This is a genomic window from Streptomyces sp. NPDC001832 (assembly GCF_040297265.1).
In the GTDB taxonomy this organism is placed as follows: domain Bacteria; phylum Actinomycetota; class Actinomycetes; order Streptomycetales; family Streptomycetaceae; genus Streptomyces.
Window position 1 is genome coordinate 21,234 of record NZ_JBEOYU010000005.1, and the last position, 20,585, is coordinate 41,818.

Here is a 20,585-nt window from a genome sequence, read left to right on the forward strand (position 1 = left end):
CAATCCACCTCGTGTACGGCGCATCGGAGCTGACCTGAGTGACCATCCACCTTCCGCAGGGCCCGTACGAACCCCGCACCACCCCGCTCGACCTCGCACCCGGCGGGGCACCGCTCGCCTCCCGTACGGTCTTCTCCGCCGCCCATGTCGTAGCCGACCCGTACGCCGACATCAGCCCCGACTCACCGGCCGCCGTCGACTGGGACACCACCCTCGCCTTCCGCCGCCACCTCTGGTCGCACGGTCTCGGCGTCGCCGAAGCCATGGACACCGCCCAGCGCGGCATGGGCCTGGACTGGGCCGGCGCGGCCGAACTGATCCGCCGTTCCGCCGCCGAGGCCAAGGCGGTCGGCGGCCGTATCGCCTGCGGCGTCGGCACCGACCAACTCCCCGCCAAACCCGCCTCGCTCGCCGAGGTGCGGTCCGCGTACGAGGAGCAGCTCACCCTCGTCGAGGAGAGCGGCGCCCAGGCCATTCTGATGGCCTCCCGCGCCCTCGCCGCCGCGGCAAAGGGGCCCGAGGACTACCTGGAGACGTACGCTCACCTGCTGCGCCAGGCCTCGGAACCGGTCGTCCTGCACTGGCTCGGCCCGATGTTCGACCCGGCGCTGGAGGGCTACTGGGGCTCCTCGGACCTGGACGCCGCCACCGACACCTTCCTGAAGGTCATCGCCGAACACCCGGACAAGGTCGACGGCATCAAGATCTCGCTCCTGGACGCCGAGCGCGAGATCGATGTCCGCCGCCGACTGCCTCGCAAGGTCCGCTGCTACACCGGCGACGACTTCAACTACCCCGAGCTGATCGCGGGCGACGACCGGGGCTTCAGCCACGCCCTGCTCGGCATCTTCGACCCGCTCGGCCCGCTGGCCGCCCACGCGGTACGGGTCCTCGACACGGGTGACGCGAAGGGTTTCCGGGACCTGCTCGACCCGACGGTCGAGCTGTCCCGCCACCTCTTCCAGACCCCGACCCGCTTCTACAAGACGGGCGTCGTTCTCCTCGCCTGGCTGGCCGGGCACCAGGACCACTTCACCATGGTCGGCGGCCTGCAGTCCGCCCGCTCGCTGCCGCACCTGGCGAAGGCGTACGAACTTGCCGACCGGCTGGGCCTGTTCCCCGACCCGGAGCTGGCCGAATCCCGGATGCGCGCCCTGCTCGCGGTCAACGGAGGCACCCGATGAGCGACGGCCGTCTCTCCATCAACCAGGAGACCATCAAGCAGTGGTCGCTGCCCGAGCTGGCCGAGGGATGCGTCAAGGCGGGCATCGACAAGGTCGGCCTGTGGCGGGCCCCCGTCCAGGAGTACGGCATCGAGCGCACCGCCCGACTGCTCGCCGAATCCGGACTCTCCGTCACCTCCCTCTGCCGGGGCGGCTTCTTCACCGCACTCGACCCGGCGGAACGGGCCCGCGCCCTGGACGACAACCGCGCCGCGCTCGACGAGGCGGCGGCGCTGTCCACCGACGCCCTGGTCCTTGTCTCCGGCGGCCTCCCGGCGGGCAGCAAGGACCTGCACGGCGCCAGGGAACGCATCGCGGACGCCCTGGCAGAACTGGCGCCGCACGCGCGGGAACGCGGGGTACGCCTCGCGATCGAACCACTGCACCCGATGTTCGCCTCGGACCGCTGTGTCGTCTCCACCCTGTCCCAGGCCCTGGACATCGCGGAACGCTTCCCCGCCGAGCAGGTCGGCGTGGTCGTCGACACTTACCACATCTGGTGGGACGACCAGGCGCCCGCACAGATCGCAAGGGCCGGGGCGGTTGGCCGTATCCACTCCTTCCAGCTCGCTGACTGGATCACCCCGCTCCCGGCGGGCGTTCTGGTCGGCCGGGGCCAACTGGGCGACGGTACCGTGGACTTCCGCGCGTTCCGCTCACTGGTCGAGGCCACCGGCTTCGACGGCCCCATCGAGGTGGAGATCTTCAACGAGGACCTCTGGGCCCGCGACGGCGCGGAAGTCCTCGCGGAGGTCGCGTCCCGGTACGCCGAACACGCCTGCTGAGAGACCTTTTTGCCACCAAGGTAAAGAGATCGTCAAGGGGTACAACCGTTCGGCACCCTGCCGGGTCGTATCTGTCGTCGGGTGCTTCCGGGGAGGGATTCGGGGGGATCAGGAAGCCCTGACGGAGGGGGGACACGAGGGGGGTCCGGTCCTGCGGCCGGACCCCGTTTCGTTTGATGCCCGACGCTCGCCAGGGAAGGCGAGGCCGGGCCATCGGTGTCACCTGTGGCGGACGCGGTCCCCCGTACCCCGCGGGATCGTCGCGGACATCCACCGCGCCAGCGCCCCGGGTGAGCGCCTGCCACGCGCCGTGAACTGGTGGTGGGGCCTGTGGCTGGTCGGCAGTCTGAGCGGGACAGGCCTGATGTACACCGGCACCACGGACGCCGTCATCGCCCGCGTCTACACGAATGCACCCCTGCTGCTGGCGGCCGACGCGGCCGTCGTCGGCGCGGCCGTGGCCGGCGCCACCGGCCCGGCCCGCGACCTGCTCTCCCGGGCGCGCGGCTCCTCGGCCTGACCGCTGGCCCGCATGGGAGAGTCGAGCAGGGGGCCTGGCTGCCCGGTCGTCCGTTCCAATTGCCTGTGTAGGGTCGGCATTTGACGTGTTCGGCGTCTTGCCGTCTTCTCGAGTGAATCGTCGATCTCTTGCTTGTCCGTACGGGGGAAGGAGTCCACCAGATGGTGTGGGATGAATGGGAGCGGCTGAAGGCCGACGCCAGCAGTAGAAACTCCTCGCGAATGCAACTGAACGAGGCGCCGAGCGGCAGGGGCGGCGGCAGGCAGCAGGGTGACCTCAAGGTCGACCAGCAGGACCTGGCCGCAGTCGGCGACAGCGCGTTCAAGCTGTTCACGGATCTCGGCCGCTACGGCCGTGACGCCTGGTCCAGCAGCCAGTCCGCCGCCAAGGACCTCAAGACGCAGGAGTTCGAGCTCGGGGGCGCCCTGGACGCGGTCCAGGAGCGGTGGGAGAAGTCGCTGACCACCCTGCTCGACGCCTGTGCCCACATCTCCAACCACATGGACTTCACGAAGAAGGCCCACGCGGACGACGAGTACCACATCGCGTCGACCATCAGCAGCATCGCCACCCTCGACAAGGGTTTTGACGAAGGGACGAACCGCTGATGGACCTCGATGCACTCCGCCATGCCAACTTCTCGCTGCTGAACACCGCGATCAGCGACTGGGGCACGGTCGTCAAGAGACTGACGAGCCTGGAGAAGCGGTCGCGTGACGACATGAAGGCCAAGGCCGACAGGGCGAACTGGGCGGGCGCCAATGCCACCGTCTCGCGCGAGTTCATCTCCAAGACGGCCGGTGAGTTCTCGGACGCCCTGACCCAGGCGACATCCATCCACAACATCCTCAAAGACACGTACGACGAGCTCGTCGGGTACCGCGACAAGCTCAAGCAGGCCCTGGACGACGGCTTCGACAAGGACAGGCTCTCGGTGTACGGCGAGAAGGGCGGCGGCTTCCGCGTCATCGCGGCCGTTCACCCCGAACCTCCTGGCACCAAGGAGAAGGCCGAGGCCCTCAGGGACAGGATTCAGGGTCTCCTCGGCCAGGCCACGACGAGCGACTCCACCGCCGCTCGTGCCCTGAAGGCGATAGCCGAACAGGCCGACTACGGCTTCTCCGGTGCCAAGTACGCCGACCGCGACTCCGCCGCCGACGCGCTGCAGAAGGCCGACGACATGGCGAAGCTGGCGAAGGACGCCAAGAAGATGTCGCCCGAGGAACTCGCCGAGTTCCAGCGGGCCATGGCCAAGTACAAGGACGACGAGCTCTTCGCCGCCCAGTTCGCCTCCGAGCTGGGGGGCAAGGAGACCCTGCAGTTCTGGAACGACCTCGCCGAGATCCACGTGGGTGCGAGGGGCGAGGAGCTCAAGCAGCTCCAGAGCATCCAGCGGGACCTGAGCATGACGCTCGCGACGGCCACGCTGTCCGACACGGACGGCATGCAGGAGTGGAAGAAGAAGGTTCTTGACGAGGCGAACACGTTCTTCCGGTCCAGCCCCTCGGACCCGCTGAGGCCGAACGGCGCCATGGGCTACCAGGTCATGAGCAGCCTGATGCACCACGGCAAGTACGACGCCGAGTTCCTCGACGCCTACGGCAAGCAGATCCTGAAGATGGACATGGCGCCGGCCGGTAGCCCAGGCATGGGCACCAACGACCTCTGGAAAGCCGGAAGCGTCACGGACCTCGTCTTCGGCGACGACGACGGCAGCGACCCGATGGTCGGCTATATGAAGGCCCTGTCGCACAACCCCGAGGCCGCACTGGAGACCTTCGACGACAAGAAGGTCTTCGAGCACGTGGTGGAGAGCATCCGGTACACCGACCGCGACGGGGCGGTGGCACACGCCCTCGAAGCGGCGGTGACGGGCATCGGGGACGGCGAGAGGCCGACCGACCCCCGGCCGCACAGCAAGGCGCAGGTCGCGCTGATGCAGGAGGTCATGCACGCGGTCGCACAGCCGGAGACCGGCGCCAAGCTGGTGAACAAGGCCACGGGCGAGAGCTTCGGCGACATGGCCGCCGCCTACATGCCCGAGATCAGCCTGTCGGTCTCCGGCAAGGGAGCCGAGTCGATCTTCTGGAACAACAGCCAGGATCCCGACAGCCTCGACAGGCGGGATGTCACACGGTTCCTGTACGAGACGGCCCGGGACCCCATGGGCCGCGCCGCGATCATCATCGGCGAGAGCGTCTACACGGCGAGTTCCCTGGAGGCGCACATCGCCCAGCCGGAGCTTTTCGACGGAAAGACGGAGGACGCGGTCAAGGCCATCGCCACGAACGCCGGAATCATCGAGGGCATCGTCGGACACTCGGTCGCGGACGCCGAGATCGCCGGTGACCTGGAGGCCGAGAAGGACGCGAACGACGCCCTCAAGACCAAGGGCGACAGCGTCAAGTCCATCCTGTCCGCCGGTGTCGGCGTGGGTACCGTCGCCCTGGTGGGAACGGCACCGGCCGCGGCGGCGGCGGGCGCCGCGGTCAGCGGTTTCTTCGGTGGAATCGCCGGTATGGCCGTCGACCGGCTCACCGACGAGCAGCAGATCGACGGCGCCCTGGACCAGGCCCTTTACGACAGTGGGGGGAAGCTGAACGACTCCTTGGAATCGGCCAACGTGCAGACCCAGGAGAGCGCTGTCAACGCCATCGACAAGCACGGGTCCAAGGAATTGACAGAAGATGCCACGCGAAACATGATCCGCGTGGAAATTCAGAAGGGCTGGAATGACAGCGACAACATGCTGGAGGACTCCCATGCCCGGCCGGCCGCGTAACTTCTGAGTGGATGTGGGAAGCCTCATGCAGGTACGTCGAAAGAAAAATGTCCTCACCGCAGGGATAAGTTGCCTGGTGGCGATCGCGGCGGTAGTCGGATACCTGGAGATCTTCACCAAGGGCATCGACCGGCTGCCGGCCCGGCCGTGCGACGGTGCGGTGGACCGGGAGACGGCGGCGCGTGCCCTGCCCTCGGCACGCTCCGCCGAGGAGCGGGGGACGCTCCGACAGGACCGGTCGGACGGGGACTTCTTCTTCGCCTGTTACGTACGCACCAGCGGTGGCTCCGTCATTTCGGGAGAGGTGGAGTCCCTTGACTCGGCTTCCGGCCCGTGGCGTGACTACTACGCGGAGAACGGGTACCTCGTGGACCCGGTCGAGGTGTCCTCCGGCGACATCAGAGCCTTGACGCACCCGGACCGCGCGTACGTGTACGTCCCCTGCACCCCGCCCGGCAAGAAGCGAGGCGAGGCGCGGGAGGCTTATGCGCTGACCGTCGATGCCCGCACCATCGGCGAGACCCGCGTCCACGGGAACGAGTTGCGGCAGGTCCTCATCGACTTCGCCTACCAGCTCGCTCGCCACACGTACGAGGCTGTCGACTGCCAGGAGTCGCGGACCTTCCCGAAGGAACTGCCCCGGCTCCCGGCGGCCTGAGAAACCCCCGAGGCCCGGCCCGCTTTCGCGCGGTCCGGGCCTCCGTGCATTCTGCCAGGACCGTGCCCGAGCTGGTCGCCACCGGCCCGTCACAGGTGATCACCTGGGATATCACCAAGCTCGCCGGGTCGGCCGAGGGGACCTGATACCACGCCTACGTAATCAACGACATCTTCAGCCGCTACGTGGCCGATTGGACCGTCGAGCGCGCCGAATCGGCCGATCGGGAACAGGAGTTGATCGGTTGCGAGGCGTGCAAGGCGTCAGATGCTGTCGCCTTGACCGCCGCGACGAACGACGACCAGCCGTCGGCGGAGAAGACGAGCGCGGGTGGCCGGAAGATCAAGGCGATGCCGGCCGCGCCGACCGGCTCGTGCTACCGGTATGAAGAACCTGGCAAAACGCAGAGCCCGATCATTCCCCACCTCGTAAACTCGATCATCTTGACGATCTGTACCAGCGGGGTGGGAACAGCGTGGACGACTGGCTTCGGGACCTGGCAAAGGCATCTCCGAACTTCGGGGTGCTTTATCAGCATCAGCCGCTTCTCGCCCTTTATGGAGCCCAGGCCGAGCTCAATGTCTTCAGCAATCCGAACGCCGCCCAGGTCCAGGCCGGGCAGTTCGGCGAAGTCCTGGCCGAGGATCTCGTCACACGGACGGGCATCCGTGTCGCGGGAACCCGCCAGATCGACCGGCTGCGGGCCCTCACCGGCATCGGCGCGCTGACCCCCGCCGTGCACGACGCCTTCGACCGCGTCCGCCGCGATCGCAACGAGGCCGCCCACGCCCACCTTTTCGACACCACCCGCGCCCTTGAGGCCGTTCGGCTCTGTTACGAGCTCGGGGTCTTCTACCACCGTGCCCTGACCGGCAAGCGCACGGTCACCGCCTTCGTGCCGCCCGCCATGCCGGTACTCACGAACCCGGCCGAGGTAGCCGAACTGCGCCAGGCACTCGATGGGCAGCGCGACGCGCTGGCGCAGTCCCGGGTCAAGCTGAGCGAGTCCACCGACCGCCTCGAAGCCGAGCGCCGGGCCCGCGCCGAGGCCGAAGCCCTGATGGTCAGCGCCCAGCAGGCCAAGGCGGCGTTGGCCGCCCGGCTGGCGGACATGGAAGCCGAGATCGTCAGCCTGCGGTCCGCGCAGCAGGCCCAGTATGAGGCCGACCGCAAGCAGCCGCGCCGGGTCAACGCCGCCGCCCGCGACGCCATCGTGCACCGCGCCCAGCGCCCGGCCCCTCTCAACGAAGTCCAGGCCCGGCAGAAGATCGACGTCATGCTCTCCGACGCCGGCTGGCTCGTCCAGGACCGTGCCGACCTGAACCCGCTCGCCGGACAGGGCGTCGCCGTAAGGGAGTTCACCCTTGCGACGGGTCGTGCGGACTACGTCCTGTACGTCGACGGAAAGATCGTCGGTGTCATCGAGGCCAAGCGCGAGGGGGACCACCTCTCCGGCGCACTCTCCCAGAACGAGCGCTACGCCAAGGGTGTGCTGAAGGAGCACAGCCTCGCCGTCTGGCGGGAGTCCGAGCCCTTCGCCTTCCGTTACGCCACCACCGGAACCGAGACCTACTTCGTCAACCGCCTCGACCCTGAGCCCCGGTCCCGCGAGGTGTTCTCCTTCCACCGCCCCGAGACCGTCGCCGCCTGGATGGAGCGCGCACAGGACCGCCGGGCTCCCACCTTCCGGGCCGGTCTGCGGCGCATGCCGAAGCTGGAGCCGTACGGTCTGCGCCTCGCACAGATCGACGCGATCAGCGGCCTGGAGCAGTCCCTCGCCCAGGACAAGCCCCGCGCCCTGATCCACATGGCGACCGGCGCGGGCAAGACCTTCACGGCCGTCACCGAGACCTACCGGCTGCTGCGTCACACGGGCGCCCGCCGTGTCCTCTTCCTCGTCGACCGCAACAACCTCGGCCGTCAGGCACTGTCGGAGTTCCGTAACTACACCACCCCCGACGACGGCCGGAAGTTCGCCGACCTCTACAACGTCGACCGCCTGGGCGCGGCCGGCCTTCAGGACACCTCGTCCGTCGTCATCTGCACGATCCAGAAGATGTACGCCCTCCTCAAGGGCGAGCAACTGACGGACGACGACGCCCGCGACGACGCGACGGACGCGGGGCAGCAGCAGACGGGCGCGGTGTCCGCCGACAGCACGGCGGACGACCCCGAGATGAACTACGCCACCGACCGTCCCATCGAGGTCGAGTACCAGCCGGACGTGCCTCCGGAGTCCTTCGACCTGATCGTCGTGGACGAGTGCCACCGTTCCATCTACGGACTGTGGCGGGGCGTCCTGGACTACTTCGACGCCCACCTCGTCGGCCTCACTGCGACTCCGACCGCGCAGACCCGGGGCTTCTTCGACCAGAACACGGTCTCCGAGTACACCTATGAGCAGGCCGTGGCAGACGGGGTCAACGTCGACTTCGACGTCGTCCGCATCACGACCGACCTGCGCGAGCAGGGCGGCGCGAGGATCGAGGCCGGGACGACGGTCCGGATCAAGGACCGCAAGACCAGGGCCCAGCGGTACGTGGAACTCGACGACGACCTCACCTACACCACCGGCCAGATCGGCCGCTCAGTGATCAACATCGATGAGATCCGAGCCGTGCTCACGATCTACAAGAACAACTGGCAGCGCTGGTTCCCCGGCCGCCAGGACCTCCCCAAGACCCTCGTCTTCGCAGTCGGTGAAGACCACGCCGAGGACGTACTCAAGCAGGTCAAGGAGGTCTTCGGGCGCGGCGACGACTTCGCAAAGAAGATCACCTACAAGAGCCGTCAGAACGGCGACAACCCCGACGACCTCATCAACGACCTCCGCAACTCGCCCCGGATGAGGGTCGCCGTCACGGTCGACATGATCGCCACGGGCACGGACGTACGGGCCCTGGAGTGCGTGATCTTCCTGCGGTCGGTACGCAGCGCGGTCCTCTTCGAGCAGATGAAGGGACGCGGGGCACGCACCATCGACGCCACAGAGCTGCGCGAGGTCACCCCGGACGCCGACGACAACGTGACGAAGGACCGTTTCGTCCTGATCGACGCGGCAGGCGTCACCACCTCCCCGCTGGTCGATGCCCGGCCCATGATCCCGGCGACGGGCCAGCAGGTCTCGCTCGCCAAGCTGCTGGACAAGACGGGGACGAAGTCGATCAGTGCGGAGGAGGCTGAGATCCTCCAGCGGCGCCTGTCGCGGCTGAGCCAGCAGCTCAAGCCGGAGGAGCGGGACCTCCTGGCCAACACGGCGGGCGGCACGACACTCTCCGAGATCGCCCGCGGGATCGTCGACGCGGTGGACGTCGACGCGCAGGACACGGCGAGGCGGCAGGGCGGTGCGGGGGCGGCCCGCAGGCTGGTGGAGGATGCCGTGGCCGTCCTCACCGGCAACCCGGAGCTGCGCCGCCAGATCCTGGAGATCCGCCGGGACAAGGACCTGACGTACGACGAGACGACGGCCGTCACGGTGACGGAGGTCGAAGAGGTCCCGCGCGAGAAGCGCGCCCGCGAGAACCTGGATGAATGGGGCGACTTGCTGAAGAAGCAGCGTGACCGCAACGCGGCGATCCGGATTGCCTTGGGGAGCGGAAACCCGGTCTCGCCGAGCGAGGCCCGTGCAGCCCTCAAGGAGCTTGCGGCCACGATCCAGGCGTCCAGGCGAGCCTGGACGCCCCGCGTCCTCTGGGGTTTCTACGAGGACCTGGAGCAGGCGGCGGCTCGTCCGGGCCGTGAGGCAGGTACCCCCGATCTGATCAGCCTGATCCGTTACGAGCTGGGAGCGGACAGTGAGCTCCGCCCGTACCGTACGGTGGTCGAGGAGCGCTTCGAAGGCTGGCTGCTGCGGCAGCGACAGGCGGGCGTCGAATTCACGGACGAGCAGCTGTGGTGGCTGGAGAAGATCCGGGACGTCGTCGCCAGTGATGTGGGCATAGAGCCGGCGGAGCTTGCCCACGAGCCGTTCACGGAGCGCGGCAAGGGACGTGGCTTCATGATGGCGTTCGGCGGGAAAGAGCCGGCGCTGGATCTGTTGACTGAGCTGAATCGGGAACTGGCTTGAGCGAGAAGGAACTTCCGGCGGGGTGGGCGTGGGCCGAGCTGGGGGAGCTGGCGAATTCCGTGAAGAACGGAATCTACGTCTCTCGGCCGGGCGCTGTCCCCGATGGGGTACCGATTCTGCGCATCAGCGCTGTGCGTCCGATGACTCTGGATACGTCGGATCTGCGGTACACCGGAATGACGCGGGAGGAAGTCCAGGCCAAGGATGGTCTCCTTGAGCCCGGCGATCTCCTGTTCACGCGTTACAACGGAAACCCGCGTCTCGTGGGCTCATGCGCGCGTGTTCCCGATGGGGCGGGGGCGCTTTCCTACCCGGACAAATTGATCCGCGTTTCGCTGCCATCCGCGTGCGTGGACAGTCGATACGTCTGCTACGCCTGGGCGTGGAGCGAGACGCAGCGGCAAGTGCGGCAACATGTGAAGACGACAGCGGGGCAGGCCGGGATCGCAGGCAGCTCGTTGAAGAAGATCCGATTTCCACTGCCGCCTCTCGCGGAGCAACATCGCATCGTAGAGGCCCTCGAAGACCACCTCTCCCGCCTGCACGCCGCAGAGGCGGATGTGGAACTGGCAGGAGTGAAGGCAGATCGCTTGATTTCTGTTGTGCGGGCGCGTGCCGTGACTGGCGGCTTCAGTCGAAGGGTTGAGGTCGACGAAGCGATGCAGCCTTCGGAAGTTCATGAAGCGAGTAGGAGGCATGCTCGTCGGCGTTGGACTGCTATAGCCCCCACCGCAGTTCCCGGTTTCTCCCCGCCTGAAAATTGGACTGTCGTTTCTCTCGGTTCGCTATGCTATGAATCCGGGTACGGTACGTCGACTAAATGTGCACATGATGCTGCAGGTAATCCTGTGCTACGTATCCCTAACGTTCAGGGTGGGTCAATTGATCTGTCAGATGTGAAGAATGCGGTAGATGAGTCGGTTGACCTGAGTAAGTATTTCCTCTCGGCAGGTGACCTGCTATTTGTGCGTACCAATGGTAGTCCTGGCCTCATTGGGAGGGTGGGAGTTGTAGAGGAAGCCCTTGATGCGGCCTTCGCGTCGTATTTGATCAGGTTTCGCCTAGCGCCTGGATTGGTGGAGCCCCGGTGGATTCACCTTGTGACGCAAAGTCCACTCTGGCGGCGAGAGATTGAGCGACGGGCCGCGTCATCGGCGGGCCAGTACAACCTCAATATTGAATCGCTGTCCAGCCTTCCCGTTCCGTTGCCACCAGTTGAAGTGCAGCGCGAAACTCTCAGAGCTGTGGATGCGAAGGTTGATGCGGTGAGACGGTTGTCCAGATCGGCCAAGTTGGCCAACGCGCGGGCAGGGCACTTGCGTAACTCTCTCTTGCGCCAAGCATTCAATGGGCAACTGATCCCCCAGGACCCCGCCGACGAACCCGCCCCCGCCCTGTTCGCTCGCATTCAGGCCGAGCGCGCCGCGCAACCCAAGGCGAAGCACGCCCGTCGTGCCCCTGCGCCTCGTAGGGCGAAGGCCCCCGCAACTGCAGTCGCAACCGCCGCGCCTGCGCCCCGCCCCACCACGCCCGCCCCCACTCACGCCGTACAGCAGGAGTTCGACCTGTGACCGCGCTCGCGACCACCCCCGCCCCCGTCGAAGACAACATCGTGCTCGCCCCGCAGGCCGCAGCCCAGACCAACAGCCTGGTCGCCAAGCTCTGGAACTACTGCAACGTCCTCCGCGACAACGGCCTCTCCACCATCGAGTACGTCGAACAGCTCTCGTACCTCCTCTTCCTCAAGATGGTCGACGAGATCAACGACGACCCCTTCTCGGACGAGGACGCCGCTGAGATCGTGCCGAAGGCGTACGACTGGAAGTCCCTCGCCACCAAGAAGGGTCAGGCACTCGAACTCCACTACCGCAACGTGCTCGACGCCCTCGGTACCCGCCCCGGCACCATGCTCGGCACGATCTTCACCAAGGCCCAGAACCGCATCACCGAACCCGCCCTCCTCGAAAAGCTCGTCGTCGATCTCATCGGCAAGCAGGACTGGACCGTCGGAGACGCGGACCTCAAGGGCGACGCCTACGAGGGGCTGCTCGCCAAGGGCGCCGAGGACACCAAGACCGGCGCCGGCCAGTACTTCACGCCCCGGCCCCTCATCGATGCGATCGTCGAGGTGATGCGTCCCGGCCCTGAGGACACCATCACCGACCCCGCCTGCGGAACCGGCGGCTTCCTCATTGCCGCGCACTCCTACATCCGCAAGCACCACATGAAGGACCTCACCCGCGAGCAGCGCCTCGCGCTCGGCGCGGGCAAGATCTGGGGCAACGAACTCGTCCCCGGCACCGCCCGCCTCGCCGCGATGAACCTCCTGCTCCACGGCATCGGCAGCAGTGAAGGCGAGAGCCTGATCGACGTCGGCGACGCACTCGCCACGAAGCCGAGCGGCAAGCACGCGTCGCTCGTCCTCGCCAATCCGCCCTTCGGTAAGAAGTCCGCGATCACGGTGATCGGCTCGGACGGTAAGGCGGAGAAGGAGGACATCAGTTACGACCGTGACGACTTCCGCGCCTCCACCACCAACAAGCAGCTCAACTTCCTCCAGCACATCATGTCGCTGACGGCCATCGACGGCCGGGCGGCGGTCGTCCTCCCCGACAACGTCCTCTTCGAGGGCGGCGCGGGCGAGAAGATCCGGCGACGCCTGCTCGACGAGTTCGACCTGCACACGATCCTCCGCCTGCCCACCGGCATCTTCTACGCGGGCGGCGTGAAGGCCAACGTTCTCTTCTTCGACAAGAAGACCCCCCGCGCGGACGGCAAGCCGCATACCACCAAGGTCTGGGTCTACGACCTCCGTACGGCCAAGCACTTCACCCTCAAGCAGCGCCCGCTGACCCGAGCCGACCTGGAGGAGTTCGTCCAGGCGTACGGCGAGAATCCCGCCGACCGCGTGGACACCTCCGCCGAGGATGGTGGCCGCTTCAAGGCGTACGAGTACGACGAGCTGGTCAAGCGCGACAAGGTCAACCTCGATCTCACCTGGATGAAGGACCCGGCCCTGGAGGATGCCGACAGTCTCCTGCCGCCCGAGGTCATCGCCGCCGAGATCGTCCAGGACCTTCAGGCCGCACTCAGCGAGTTCGCGGCGATCGCCGAGGCGCTGGGCGGCGAGGTCCCCGCCGACGCCGAGCCGGAGTAGCCCCTTTCCCTCTGCCCCCTCAGCACCGACCGAACGGACACCTTCACCCATGTACGTCAGCCGGGTCTCCGTACAGGACATTAAGTCGTTCCACGGCCCCCGTCAGGTCGACCTGACCCTGACCCGCCCCGACGGTACGCACGCCGGCTGGACGGTCCTGGCCGGGCGCAACGGTTCTGGGAAGACAACACTGCTTCAGGCGATTGCGCTTGCACTAAGTGGTTCCACAGCGGCACGAAGCCTGATGCCGGGCTTCGCGAACTGGGTGACTCAGGGGGCGGCAGAGGGCAGCGTCGAGGTCGTGATCACGTTCGAGAAACCCTACGACGTGTTCACGGACATTAATCCGCAGGATTCCCCTCTGCCCGTCGGTCTCAAGTGGATCGTTCCTCGTGAACATGTCTCGAACAGCGGCATCAGGTTTACGCGAGGCGCCCTGCCTTCGATGGAGGAGACCGGGGCAGAGGGAACACGGAACTACAAGGCTCGAAGGGGCCCTTGGGAAGATAACCCCATGGGCTGGTTCTGTGCGTCCTACGGGCCGTTTCGGCAACTTGCGGGCTCAACCGAAGTGGAACTTCTTTCGTACGCCCCTGGCCCCGTAGCTCGGCATGTGCACCTTTTTCACGAGAATGCGGCGCTGGCGGACGGCCTCTCGTGGCTGGTTGGCGTTCACCTGCGGGCACTTGAGGGACGGCCAGGAGCCGAACAGCTAAAAGAGGCAGCACTCGCCATCCTTCGGGACGGACTACTCCCGGACGGCTACCGGATCGAAGGCGTCGACTCCGAGGGCCTATGGGTCGAGCGTGAAGGGAAGCGTTTCCCCCTCCGGGAAATGAGTGATGGCTTTCGCGCCGTCGCCGCCCTGGTCGTGGACATCCTTCAACAGATCGACAGGGCATACGGGCATTTGCGCAACTTCTCGCCGGAGCGCGATCCTCTGTTCAGCCAAGCGCCCGGCGTGGTTCTCATCGACGAGATCGACGCCCACCTCCACGTCTCCTGGCAACGCCGCATCGGCCCTTGGATGACCTCACATTTCCCCAACATCCAGTTCATCGTCACCACTCACAGCCCCTATGTTTGCCAGTCTGCTGATCCCGGCGGGCTGATCCTCCTGCCAGGAGCCAACGAGAACGCGGCGCCCGAGGTCGTACCGGAGGACCTGTACGAGCGCGTGGTCTACGGCAGTGGTGACGACGCGGTCCTTTCCGACCTCTTCGGCCTCGACACTCCGTACTCCGAGCGAGCGGAGTACCTCCGGGCCGAGTTCGTAGCATTGGAAGCCAAGGTCTACGACGGGGACACCTCGCCCGAGACGGTCTCGCGGTACAAGGAACTGAAAGGTCTGCTCACCAGCTCACCGACGGCACGCGTCCACGAGATGTCCGCCCAGCTTCAGCGGATCGCCGGTGAGATCGAGGATGGAGAGGGCGGTGAGGCTGAGTGATCCGGTTGAGACGTACCGAGCTGCCCCCGGACACCGCAGCGCACTTGAAGGCGTATACCCAGCAGATCGCGCGGACAGCGGAGCCGGGCCGAAAGGCTGAGGCGGCTGATTTATGGGGCAACACCACCGTGCGACGTCGCGTACGTGACGGGCTCCTCACCACCCTCGCCGACATGGCTCCCGGACACCAGCGCTGCATGTACTGCGGTGACGGCCAAGGCACGGACATCGACCATTTCGAGCCGAAGAGCCTTGCTCCTCTCCGCACCTTCGACTGGCTCAACCACCTGCTCGCCTGCTCGTACTGCAACAGCAACCAGAAGCGGAACAAGTTCCCGCGCTCTGACGAGGACGGCAGCCCGCTCCTGCTGGACCCCACACTTCAGGACCCGTTGAACCACCTGCGGCTGGTGCTGCCGCTCTGCACATACAAGGGTCTGACCGCCCAAGGCGAGGCATGTATAGAGGTGTTCGGCCTCAACGATCGGGGAGTCCTCGTCGAGGGACGCAGGACGGCTTACGGGACGGCCAAGCAATCGGTCGAACTGTGGAGCATCGCCATGGACAAGGGCCAGCACAGCAAGGCGGCCGAAGTGGTGCGAGTGGCTTGGAACCGTCCACTTGCCGACGTACTGGCCGCGATGTTCCACCAGTCGGAACACCCGGCCGCGAAGCTGCTCTTCGACGGTGAGGAAGAGACCCTCGACCTGTTGCGCGACCCGGCCCTGCGTGCGGGCTTCCTTTCGCACGCATGACGGTGTCCCGCAACTGGGCCGCCGTTGCTGTCCAGTTGCGAGACACAGCCTGGTTCAGGCGTTGATGCTGTCGTCCTTGACCGCCGAGACGAACGAGGACCAGCCGTCGACGGAGAAGACGAGCGCGGGGCTGCTCGGGGTCTTGCTGTCGCGGACGGGGACGGCGTCGTAGCCGTCGGCGACCTCCAGGCACTCGCCGTTGGAGCCTCCGCTGTAGCTGGACTTGCGCCACCCGGTCGTCGCCCTGGCGTCAGCGATGGTGGGCTCAGTGCTGTGCATGTTCGTGCTCCTCCGCGATGGCTCTGACGAGGGCCACTGACTCCTGGTGCGGGGCCGCGTCGCCCAGGGCGAGAGTGTAGGACGTGTGGCACGCCTCTACCAGCGCTGGATCATCGATCAGATGTCCAGTGCGAAGACCCTCGACGTACGAGACCGGAGCGGCATCGGCGAAGTTCAGCAGGTAGACCATGCTCTCCAGGAGTGCGTGTGCTCCCGATGCGAAAGTCAGCACGTGTAGGCGCAGACGACCGGACTCGGCCATATCTGCGACCTTGTGCAGTTGTTCCGCCATGACGTGCGGCCCGCCGATGCAGCGTCTGAGCGCGGCCTCGTCGAGCAGTGTCCAGGCAACTGGCGTCGATGACTCGCTGAGCAGTCGTCCGCGCTCCAAGCGGTTGACAACGAACTCGTCAAGTTCCTCCGCACGGTAGTTGGGGCGACAGGCCTGGAATACCGCACGGGCGTACGCGTCCGTCTGAAGCAGGCCCGGGATGAGGGAGGCGGCGTACTGGCGGATCTCTGTAGCCTCACGCTCCAGCTCGGAAACCACCGCGAAGTAGTGGGCGAACTTCGAGTCCAGGTCGCCCAGCCAACGGACGAAGAAGCCATCCGTCTTCAACGCGATGTCGAGGCGATGCGCATCATCCGGCTTCGGTAGTCGCCGCCCCGCCTCGTAATGACTGATCAGCGTCGGCGAGCACACGACCTGATCGCCCAGGGCCTCCTGGGTCAGCCCTGCGGCCGTCCGTCGTAGTCTCAGCTCCTCCCCGTACTTCTCCCTCGGCGTACGCGGCTTCCGGCTCATTCCCATTCAGCCCCAACTCCCTTTTTCTGACCGGCAGGCTGTCAAGCCCGAACCTCTGGAGCGTAGGCATTCGCGACCCCATTCTGTGATGAGTTCGCCACGGAACGCATCCGTTCGTGGGTAAGTCAGAGGGAGAGCACGCCGACATGAAGGATCTCGTCCGCCGGTTCGCCGAGTCGCTGGTGCGGCTGGTGCGCCCAGCCCCCGTCACCGTCCATCCGTACTCCTGCGTATACGTGGCCGGCCCCACCGTCCGCCGTACTGGTGAGCCTCCGCTGCGCGGGGAGGACGGCCCACTGGTGCGCCCCTATCTCGTGGCGCACGAGCAGCAGTTGGCCGAGGCGCGGCGGCGATCGCGCAAGTTGTGGATCGTCGTGCACGCTGTGGACATCAGGCCCAGGCCCTGGCCCCTTCGCCAAGCCGAGGCCGCCGCGTGAACGGGGAGCCGTGTGAACACCACACGTTCAGGCTGCTGCCCTGGACGGGGTCGGAGGGGAAGCCGTGTTACGTCCTGGGGGACGGCACCGGCTATGTGTCACGGATGGCGGACGGCATCGAGAGCGTCCAACTCGGCATGGCGGACGACCTGCTCGGCCACGCCGCCGACCTGCTGGCGGACCGACGGGTCACCGAGGCGGAGCTCCACTTCCTCGCCAGTCGGCTGAGCGAGTCGCTGCGGGAGGTCAAGCGGGTCGCGGAGAGCCGAGGATCGCGGCTGCGTACGAGAGGACCCGTTCCGGACAACGACGAGCCGGGGCGTCGAGAACCGGACATCGATATCCGATGAGTCCGTAAGCCGCTTGACGGGCTCCCGGGCTGTCACCAAACCTGTTCATGCAGTTCAGAGAACATGTGACAGTACGGGGGCTCACCGATGGCCATTCCCAGGCCGCAGACAAGCCAGTTCGAGGCATTCACCACCAACATCGCCTACGCCCGCAAGATGGTCGATGCCGGGCGGTATCTGGCCCCGTTCCAGCCGGCGACGGTCGACGTCGACGACTTCTACCGGGCCGCCTGGGTGCAGGCCGTGGCCGCCATCGACCACTGGTTCCACGAGGAGCTCTTCCGTCGCGTCGCCGAACTGGCGGCCAAGGACAGCCCCGACATGCCGCAGCAACTCCGCAACTACGAGATCCCCCTGCACCGGGTCGAGGCTGTGCAACGTGGTGACGTCACGCTGGCCGAAGTGGTCGTCGAGCACGTCAAGGACAGATGGGGCAGTGCCTCGCTGCAGAATCCGCGCGCCATCTCGGATGTGCTGAAGCTGATCACCGACAAGAACATCTGGCAGGGCGCAGCCGCACAGATCAACACCTGGCAGGGCGGGCGCACCGCGTACACCGACAAGACGCTGAAGGCTCAGTACGTCAGCATCACCACCCGCCGCAACAAGATCGCGCACGACGCGGACCTGGTGGACGGGGACCTCAAGCAGCGCCGGCCCATCACCGAGCCCGACGTCACGGATGCGATCAACTGGATCGACCGCATCGCCCTGGCTGTGGCCCACGTGCTCGACGCTTGAGCCCGGCGCGGACCGGGGGCGAGGTGTGGTTGGCGCCGCCACCCCGTCAGGGACCGGAGGTGGGCGGTCCCTGACCGGACCCGTGAGTCAGACGGCTACGGCCGAGACATCGGCTTCGGGCAGTGTGGCGGCGTACGCCTCGATGTCGTCGGTGTCGGAGGTGAGCACGCTGCCTCCTCCGTGAACGGCGGCGATGAGGACGGCCAGGGCATCCACCGGGTCGGGTCGTTTTTTGGGGGGCAGTGCGGCCGCGCCGATCATGTCGCCGATCGTTTTCCAGTCTTTGATGGCCACTCCCCCCGCACAGGGGAGGCAGCGGGGCGCCGGGCCGGCGGGGTAGCGGGCACCGGCTGCTGGATATACGACGACGTCGGCGAGAAGGCGCTTCCAGGCGTAGGCGGTTTTCGGGCTCGTTCGCCAGGCCTGCGAGAGGGCCGGGCCAGGGACGATCGGCTGGTGTCCACCAGCCTCGATGAAGCCCTTGTGCAGGATGTGCGCCCGACGGTCCTGGCTCACCAGTGCCATCAGCATCCCTGTGTCGTAGACGACGACATTCACGCGGCGGCCTCATCGTGCGAGGTGCGGCCGAGAATAGCGTCGACCTTCGCCCGTTCCTCGCTGGTCAGCTCGATCTCGTCGCCTGCCCAGGTGCCGGTGCCCGCCTGCTCCTCGGCCTCCGCACGGGCCTCCTCGAACGACTTGAAGATCTTCCTGACGCGGTCCTGCTGGTCCATCTGAGCTTGTGCGGCGATCGTGAGGAACGTGGAGACATCGAGTCCGGCGTCTGCGGCATGTTCTCTGATCCGGTCCCGAACCTCGGCCGGCATGCTGATCGAAAAGCGCTCGGTTGCCATGCCATTACGGTAACACTGAGTGTTACGGGGTGTCGTAGGTTCGGTGGGGATGTCGTACCCGCCCGGTATCCGTCGGAGCATGTCCAACATGGCCGTCCTCGTAGGTGTGCTGCAGCGCATCGCCTACGCCGACGAGGAGAACGGGTACGCCGTCGCCTGCGTCGATACCGGGCACGGCGGCGGTGATCTCCTCGCGGTGGTCGGCGCGCTGCTCGGTGCCCAGGTGGGTGAGTTCCTGCGGATGGAGGCGTGCCGGGGCTGTCGCGGACAGGGACGATGGCGTAGCCACGGGCGACTTCGAGGCATTCGCCGTCAGCGGAAGAGGTCGAGAAACCCGTTCACCCAGATCCCAACGAACACGATCGCCAAGAGCGCGCAGCCCACGGCAGCCAGGGACCGGCGGAACGACCCGGCCTCCGGCGCGTCACCCCGTACCTCAGCGAGGGTGTTCCAGGTGACCGGGCGGCCGAGGGCCTTGGAGGCGGCGGCCCGCACGGCTGCCAACTGCTGTTCGGTAAAAGGGGAGTCGGCTGCCGATTCCGGGCCTTGCCAGGCCAGGGCGCGCATCCGGTGCACCGGGTCGCAGTACCTCTTCTCGAAGGCGGCGACCTCGTCCGGAAGCCTGTCCTCTTCGAGGTAGGTCCACCGGCCGGCCTCGGCCGGGTCGCCGTACATCCGGTAGATGTCGGCCAGGCGTCGGCGCAGAGCTGGGTGGTGCGGGTAGGACGAGACCAGTCCGCGCAGTCGTTGACGGGCCATGGGCACACGTCCCACGGCGAGGTCCGCGTCCACGCGCTCCAGCGTCTCTTTCAGTGCCATGCGCACATCATCAGGCGTGCCCGCGGATGTGTGTAAATGAATTATTTCAAGGTGCCCCGGAGACCGGCCGGTTGTAGCTTCTGTGCGTGGTCGGAAGTGCACTCGCTGCGGCAGAGGGTGGTCCGGCGACGTGGGCGCACGTGCGTAGGGGGAGGTGGGGCTGTTGGGCTTCTACGACGAGACCATGCCGGTCGTCGGCTGGTCAGCCGCGACTCCGTGGCCGTTGACGAAGGACGTCATCCAGCCCGGGCGCCGCCGTGTGTGAGCGCGGCGGCAGCCCCGGTGATCACTGCCGCTGTCAGACCCTCGTGCCAGGGTGTCGCCTATGAACACTCCCGACCGCGCCATGCCGCCCCTGGACGCCGACGAGCGGACCTCGTTGACGAGTTGGCTGGACTTCTACCGCACCACCCTTGCCCAGAAATGCGAGGGCCTCGACGACGACCGGTTGCGTGAGGCATCCGTGGAGCCCTCGCCGATCAGCCTGCTCGGCCTTGTCCAGCACATGGCGGAGGTCGAGCGGAACTGGTTCCGCCGGGTCCTGGTCCAGGAGGACGCGCCGCCGATCTTCACCTCCGACGCCGACCCGTCGGGGCACGACGGCGGGTTCGACCTCGTCGAGGGGGCCGGCTACGAAAAGGCGCTGTCGATCTGGCGGGCCGAGGTGGAGCGAGCCAGGGCGAACTGCGCCGCCCGGTCGCTCGACGACACCAGCCCGTTCATGGGCGGCCAGGTCACCCTGCGTTGGATCTACACCCACATGATCGGCGAGTACGCCCGCCACTGCGGTCACGCCGACTTCATTCGCGAGCGCATCGACGGCCGTACGGGGGTCTGAGCGCCAGCGGCTGTTTGCAGGGGCTCTGGGGCGGCCTCGTTTCCGGGCTGTCAGTGCGACGCAGTA

Annotated in this window: 19 protein-coding genes and 2 pseudogenes; 16 read left to right on the forward strand and 5 right to left on the reverse strand. The window is 66.8% G+C overall.

Annotated elements, in window-relative coordinates; genetic code table 11:
- The first annotated feature begins 38 nt into the window (after positions 1-38).
- The 11 genes and pseudogenes from ABT115_RS06095 to ABT115_RS06145 all read left to right on the forward strand — a co-directional run bounded on the left by ABT115_RS06095 (position 39) and on the right by ABT115_RS06145 (position 15,396).
- Positions 39-1,184 carry a dihydrodipicolinate synthase family protein gene (locus ABT115_RS06095; protein WP_351784552.1) on the forward strand — a complete coding sequence of 382 codons (1,146 nt, stop codon included), beginning with the start codon at positions 39-41 and terminating at the stop codon, positions 1,182-1,184.
- On the forward strand, positions 1,181-2,008 hold the full coding sequence (locus tag ABT115_RS06100; RefSeq protein WP_351784554.1) for a sugar phosphate isomerase/epimerase family protein: 828 nt from the start codon (positions 1,181-1,183) through the stop codon (positions 2,006-2,008). The genes ABT115_RS06095 and ABT115_RS06100 overlap by 4 nt, the downstream gene beginning before the upstream one ends.
- A 244-nt stretch (positions 2,009-2,252) precedes the next feature.
- Positions 2,253-2,528, forward strand: a pseudogene (locus tag ABT115_RS06105) (DUF4328 domain-containing protein); the annotation flags it as partial.
- A gap of 161 nt (positions 2,529-2,689) precedes the next feature.
- A complete protein-coding gene (locus ABT115_RS06110) occupies positions 2,690-3,136 on the forward strand; it encodes a hypothetical protein (RefSeq protein ID WP_351784556.1) in 447 nt (148 codons plus the stop codon).
- On the forward strand, positions 3,136-5,310 hold the full coding sequence (locus tag ABT115_RS06115; protein ID WP_351784558.1) for a hypothetical protein: 2,175 nt from the start codon (positions 3,136-3,138) through the stop codon (positions 5,308-5,310). Before ABT115_RS06110 ends, ABT115_RS06115 begins: the two co-directional genes overlap by 1 nt.
- Before the next feature lie 25 nt (positions 5,311-5,335).
- Complete coding sequence (locus ABT115_RS06120; RefSeq protein WP_351784560.1) at positions 5,336-5,968, forward strand: hypothetical protein; 633 nt, start codon at positions 5,336-5,338, stop codon at positions 5,966-5,968.
- Between the two features lie 475 nt (positions 5,969-6,443).
- The gene (locus tag ABT115_RS06125; RefSeq protein ID WP_351784562.1) at positions 6,444-10,034 is read left to right on the forward strand and encodes a DEAD/DEAH box helicase family protein; all 3,591 of its coding nucleotides are present in this window, start codon (positions 6,444-6,446) and stop codon (positions 10,032-10,034) included.
- On the forward strand, positions 10,031-11,605 hold the full coding sequence (locus ABT115_RS06130) for a restriction endonuclease subunit S (RefSeq protein ID WP_351784564.1): 1,575 nt from the start codon (positions 10,031-10,033) through the stop codon (positions 11,603-11,605). The genes ABT115_RS06125 and ABT115_RS06130 overlap by 4 nt, the downstream gene beginning before the upstream one ends.
- Positions 11,602-13,191, forward strand: coding sequence for a class I SAM-dependent DNA methyltransferase (locus ABT115_RS06135; RefSeq protein WP_502969035.1), 1,590 nt, complete (start codon positions 11,602-11,604; stop codon positions 13,189-13,191). Before ABT115_RS06130 ends, ABT115_RS06135 begins: the two co-directional genes overlap by 4 nt.
- Positions 13,192-13,240: 49 nt before the next feature.
- Positions 13,241-14,641 carry an AAA family ATPase gene (locus ABT115_RS06140; RefSeq protein WP_351784566.1) on the forward strand — a complete coding sequence of 467 codons (1,401 nt, stop codon included), beginning with the start codon at positions 13,241-13,243 and terminating at the stop codon, positions 14,639-14,641.
- 128 nt (positions 14,642-14,769) lie between these two features.
- The gene (locus tag ABT115_RS06145) at positions 14,770-15,396 is read left to right on the forward strand and encodes an HNH endonuclease (RefSeq protein WP_351784568.1); all 627 of its coding nucleotides are present in this window, start codon (positions 14,770-14,772) and stop codon (positions 15,394-15,396) included.
- A gap of 54 nt (positions 15,397-15,450) precedes the next feature.
- On the opposite strand, the gene ABT115_RS06150 is transcribed toward ABT115_RS06145, so the two are convergent.
- Together ABT115_RS06150 and ABT115_RS06155 are read right to left on the reverse strand one after the other, a co-directional pair.
- Entirely contained in the window at positions 15,451-15,675 is a 225-nt protein-coding gene (locus tag ABT115_RS06150; RefSeq protein ID WP_351784570.1) for a DUF397 domain-containing protein, read from the reverse strand.
- Complete coding sequence (locus tag ABT115_RS06155) at positions 15,662-16,486, reverse strand: helix-turn-helix domain-containing protein (protein ID WP_351784572.1); 825 nt, start codon at positions 16,484-16,486, stop codon at positions 15,662-15,664. Before ABT115_RS06155 ends, ABT115_RS06150 begins: the two co-directional genes overlap by 14 nt.
- Before the next feature lie 140 nt (positions 16,487-16,626).
- Between ABT115_RS06155 and ABT115_RS06160 the strand changes: the two genes are divergently transcribed.
- The 3 genes from ABT115_RS06160 to ABT115_RS06170 all read left to right on the forward strand — a co-directional run bounded on the left by ABT115_RS06160 (position 16,627) and on the right by ABT115_RS06170 (position 18,008).
- Entirely contained in the window at positions 16,627-16,917 is a 291-nt protein-coding gene (locus tag ABT115_RS06160; RefSeq protein WP_351784574.1) for a hypothetical protein, read from the forward strand.
- Entirely contained in the window at positions 16,914-17,267 is a 354-nt protein-coding gene (locus tag ABT115_RS06165) for a hypothetical protein (protein ID WP_351784576.1), read from the forward strand. The genes ABT115_RS06160 and ABT115_RS06165 overlap by 4 nt, the downstream gene beginning before the upstream one ends.
- An 87-nt stretch (positions 17,268-17,354) precedes the next feature.
- Complete coding sequence (locus tag ABT115_RS06170; protein WP_351784578.1) at positions 17,355-18,008, forward strand: hypothetical protein; 654 nt, start codon at positions 17,355-17,357, stop codon at positions 18,006-18,008.
- A gap of 87 nt (positions 18,009-18,095) precedes the next feature.
- Here the strand turns inward: ABT115_RS06170 and ABT115_RS06175 are convergent, their stop codons facing one another.
- Positions 18,096-18,566 (reverse strand): hypothetical protein, encoded by a 471-nt coding sequence (locus ABT115_RS06175; RefSeq protein WP_351784580.1) that lies wholly within the window; start codon positions 18,564-18,566, stop codon positions 18,096-18,098.
- Positions 18,563-18,862, reverse strand: a complete 300-nt coding sequence (locus ABT115_RS06180; protein WP_351784582.1) for a hypothetical protein — start codon at positions 18,860-18,862, stop codon at positions 18,563-18,565. Before ABT115_RS06180 ends, ABT115_RS06175 begins: the two co-directional genes overlap by 4 nt.
- A gap of 79 nt (positions 18,863-18,941) precedes the next feature.
- Here ABT115_RS06180 and ABT115_RS30855 point away from each other — a divergent pair.
- A pseudogene (locus tag ABT115_RS30855) lies at positions 18,942-19,157 on the forward strand (YrrC family ATP-dependent DNA helicase); the annotation flags it as partial.
- 17 nt (positions 19,158-19,174) lie between these two features.
- On the opposite strand, the gene ABT115_RS06190 reads toward ABT115_RS30855, so the two are convergent.
- A complete protein-coding gene (locus ABT115_RS06190; protein WP_351784586.1) occupies positions 19,175-19,681 on the reverse strand; it encodes a DUF6584 family protein in 507 nt (168 codons plus the stop codon).
- Positions 19,682-20,006: 325 nt separating this feature from the next.
- Between ABT115_RS06190 and ABT115_RS06195 the strand changes: the two genes are divergently transcribed.
- Positions 20,007-20,519 (forward strand): DinB family protein, encoded by a 513-nt coding sequence (locus ABT115_RS06195; protein ID WP_351784588.1) that lies wholly within the window; start codon positions 20,007-20,009, stop codon positions 20,517-20,519.
- Positions 20,520-20,585 lie beyond the last annotated feature (66 nt).